Annotated in this window: 4 protein-coding genes; all 4 read left to right on the top strand. The window is 66.1% G+C overall.

Translation table 11 applies throughout. The features are described from left to right. Complete coding sequence (locus tag FVW20_RS11215) at positions 1 to 1,977, top strand: terminase gpA endonuclease subunit (protein ID WP_231039049.1); 1,977 nt, start codon at positions 1 to 3, stop codon at positions 1,975 to 1,977. Continuing rightward, complete coding sequence (locus FVW20_RS11210; protein ID WP_196609646.1) at positions 1,978 to 2,208, top strand: helix-turn-helix transcriptional regulator; 231 nt, start codon at positions 1,978 to 1,980, stop codon at positions 2,206 to 2,208. Next, a complete protein-coding gene (locus FVW20_RS11205; RefSeq protein WP_196609645.1) occupies positions 2,201 to 2,617 on the top strand; it encodes a hypothetical protein in 417 nt (138 codons plus the stop codon). Before FVW20_RS11210 ends, FVW20_RS11205 begins: the two co-directional genes overlap by 8 nt. Positions 2,618 to 2,713: 96 nt before the next feature. After that, entirely contained in the window at positions 2,714 to 2,965 is a 252-nt protein-coding gene (locus FVW20_RS11200) for a DUF6148 family protein (protein WP_231039048.1), read from the top strand. The last annotated feature ends 14 nt before the right edge of the window (positions 2,966 to 2,979 follow it).

Here is a 2,979-nt window from a genome sequence, read left to right as displayed (position 1 = left end):
ATGGCCCCGGCGATGCGGGCGCGCGTGGCCGCGCGGCTGGCCCTGACGGGCGGGAAGTGGCGGCTGACGTTCTCTCGCGGGGAGCGGGCCGTGTTGCGGCGCCGCGCGCCCATGCCGGTCAGCAAGTGGGCGGAAAAGCACCGCGTGCTCACCGAATCGTCCATCCCTGGCCGGTGGCACAACGAGATCACGCCGTACAGCAAGGGCATCATGGATGCCTCGTTCTACCCCGGCGTGGAAAAGATCATCATCGAAAAGTCGCCGCAGACGGGGCTTTCCGAGGCCATCCACAACTGCATCGGCTACGCCATCGACCGCGCCCCCGCGCCGGTCATCTACGTCTACCCCGACGAGCTGACCGCGCGCGACAACGCCAAGGACCGCATCATCCCGATGCTGGACAGCAGCCCCCGGCTGCGGTCGTACCTGCGCGGCTCCACGGACACCAAGTCGTCGCTCCGGGTGGACCTGGCGCACATGACTATCCACATGGCGTGGGCAGGGTCCGTCAGCCGTCTGGGCAACAAGCCCGCCTGTTACGTGGTGCTCGACGAATCCAACAAGTACCCCAAGCACAAAACCGAGACGACGCCCCAGAAGCTGGCGGAGGCCCGCACCACCACCTATCCGCGCCGTCGCCGCATCTGGGAAATATCCACGCCCACCGACGTCAACGGCGCCATTACCGTGGCCATGCGCAAGGAAGCGCAGGCCGTATTCGACTACCACGTCGTCTGCCCGCACTGCCTGCGCGAACAGCTTATGACCTTTGACGGCATCCGCTGGCCCAAGGGCGAGCGGGACGCGGAAAAGGTGCAGTCCCAGCGGCTGGCTTGGTACCAGTGCGAGAACGAGCATTGCGGCACCGTCTGGAGCGACGGCGAGCGTGACCGCGCCGTGCGCATGGGCCAGTGGCGGGAACGGTCCACCGGGCTGGAGCTGTTCGCGCATCTGGGCACGTACAAGCCCGCCAAGATAGGGTTCCACGTCCCCTCGTGGTTGTCCTACTTCGTCTCGCTGTCGGAGGTGGCCGCCGCCTTCCTGCGCTGGAATGCGGTCAAGGGGACGGAAAAAGCATTGGAACTGTTTAAGGATTTCTGCAACCGCTTCAAAGGCGAGGCGTGGGTGTACCACCGAGCAGAACGCAAGGAAGACGGTATCCTCGCCCTGGCGGACGATCGCCCGCGCGGCGTTGTGCCCGGCCCCCTGCCGGAATCGCCCGGTGTTCCCCGCGTGGCCGCGCTGGTTGCGGGCATCGACACCCAGGGCTCGACAGAAGACAAGGCGTACTACCGCTATGTCATCCGCGCCTTCGGCTGGGGAGAGGAGGAGGAAAGCTGGCTGGTGCAGTGCGGAACCGTGCCCACCTTGGGTGCCCTGCGCGAGGTGCTGTGGCGAAGCGTGTACCGCGACAGCCAAGGCAACGAATACCGCGTGCGCCTCGCCATGCAGGACGCCATGGGGCGACTGACCAAGCAGGTGTACGCCTTCGCCGCCAAGAACAAGGGGCGCATCCTGCCTACCCAAGGCAAGCGCAGCCAGGCCGCGCCCATCATCTACGCCCCGCAGGAATACTACCCAGGAACCACAAAGCGCATCCCCGGCGGCATCCGCCTTGCCAAGGTGGACACCACCTTCTTCAAGAACGATCTGTCGGCCAGGTTGGCCATCGCCCCGGAAGACCCCGGCGCGTTCCATCTGCACCACGGAACTCCCGTGGAGTACGCGCGCGAAATGGTGGCCGAATACTATGACGAAGACGAACAGGCGTGGAAGTGCCCCGACGGCGTGGCCAACCACTTCTGGGACTGCGAGGTGCTGGCCCTGGCCGGTGCCCATGCCCTGAACATCAGCAAGTGGGCGCGCCCCGACGAGGAGGCCGCCCAGCCGAAACAGCCCCCCCAGCAGGCGCGCCCAGCGCCGCCCCCAGCCCATCACCCCGCTGCTCGCCCCAACTGGTTCGGAGGAGGCCGCTAGATGATCACGACCACGGAACGCACGCTCAACTGGAGACAAACCTGTGCCCTGCTGGGGTGCAGCCGCAGCCAGTTCTACAACCTTATCAATTCCGGCGACTTGCCGTCTCACCGCAACGGCAGGGTCAAGGGCATCCGCGTGCGCGAGGCAGATGCGCTGGCCTTCATGGCGCGAGGAGGGACCGAAGGGGCGGAAGTCGTTGCCTCAAATTCGAGGCAAAATCATGTCTGAAAAACGCAAATCCTGCGCGTCGATTTGCCTTAAAACCAAGGCAAGCACGCCGCACAAGTGGGAGCTGTTCCCGGCGGAGCTGTGGACGGACGGGCAACCCCACCTGTTCCGCGTGCGCGCGGGCGGCTGCTGGATGGAGGGCTACCACTCTGCGGCGGACATAGGCGAGGGTGTGGCCAGGCTGATAGGGCAGGGTGACGCACCGGATCCGCCGCCCCAGCTGCCGCGCGGTACCCGCGTGCGCGTGCCCAACGGGCGCATCCGCTTTGGCCGGATGATGCACGACTTGACCCACGTGATCACGGATGCACCCCTGCGAGATCCTGCTGGCCGGTGGTGGGTGGGCGTGCAGCACCCAGGCGGTGGCATCCGGCTGGTTCCGGTGGAGGATGCAACCCCCACCGAATGAGAAACCCCACCCCATTTTCTCAACATTTCGTCCACCACGTCCACTACGTCCACCACGTCCACGACAAGCATGCCCGCACCCCCGTAGGTTGCGGGCATGTCTGTCTGGACCATCACCGAGTTGGACGCGCTGATCGCGGATTGGAAAGAGGCCATGAAAGCCGTGGCCTCTGGTCGCAGCTATTCCGTGGGCGGCCAGTCCGTCTCTCACTACTCGCTGCAAGACATCCAGGACCAGCTGGCCTACCTGGACGCGGAGCGCAACAAGCTGCTGGCCGAACAGTCCGGCAGGCCCCGCCGCCCCGGCCCCGTGGCCGTGCGGCCCATCATCCTGCGGGGGCGGTGGTAGCCCATGCCCCGCGC

Origin of the sequence: Nitratidesulfovibrio oxamicus (assembly GCF_015731765.1) — a bacterium.
GTDB classification, from domain to species: domain Bacteria; phylum Desulfobacterota; class Desulfovibrionia; order Desulfovibrionales; family Desulfovibrionaceae; genus Cupidesulfovibrio; species Cupidesulfovibrio oxamicus.
Note: the sequence above shows the minus strand (reverse complement) of the source record. Positions and strands in the feature narration are given on the sequence as shown.

Excerpts from the sequence above, each read along its gene's own strand:
- FVW20_RS11205 (WP_196609645.1), top strand. The coding sequence starts at position 2,201 with ATGTCTGAAAAACGCAAATCCTGCGCGTCGATTTGCCTTAAAACCAAG.
- FVW20_RS11215 (WP_231039049.1), top strand. The coding sequence starts at position 1 with ATGGCCCCGGCGATGCGGGCGCGCGTGGCCGCGCGGCTGGCCCTGACG.
- FVW20_RS11210 (WP_196609646.1), top strand. The coding sequence starts at position 1,978 with ATGATCACGACCACGGAACGCACGCTCAACTGGAGACAAACCTGTGCC.
- FVW20_RS11200 (WP_231039048.1), top strand. The coding sequence starts at position 2,714 with ATGTCTGTCTGGACCATCACCGAGTTGGACGCGCTGATCGCGGATTGG.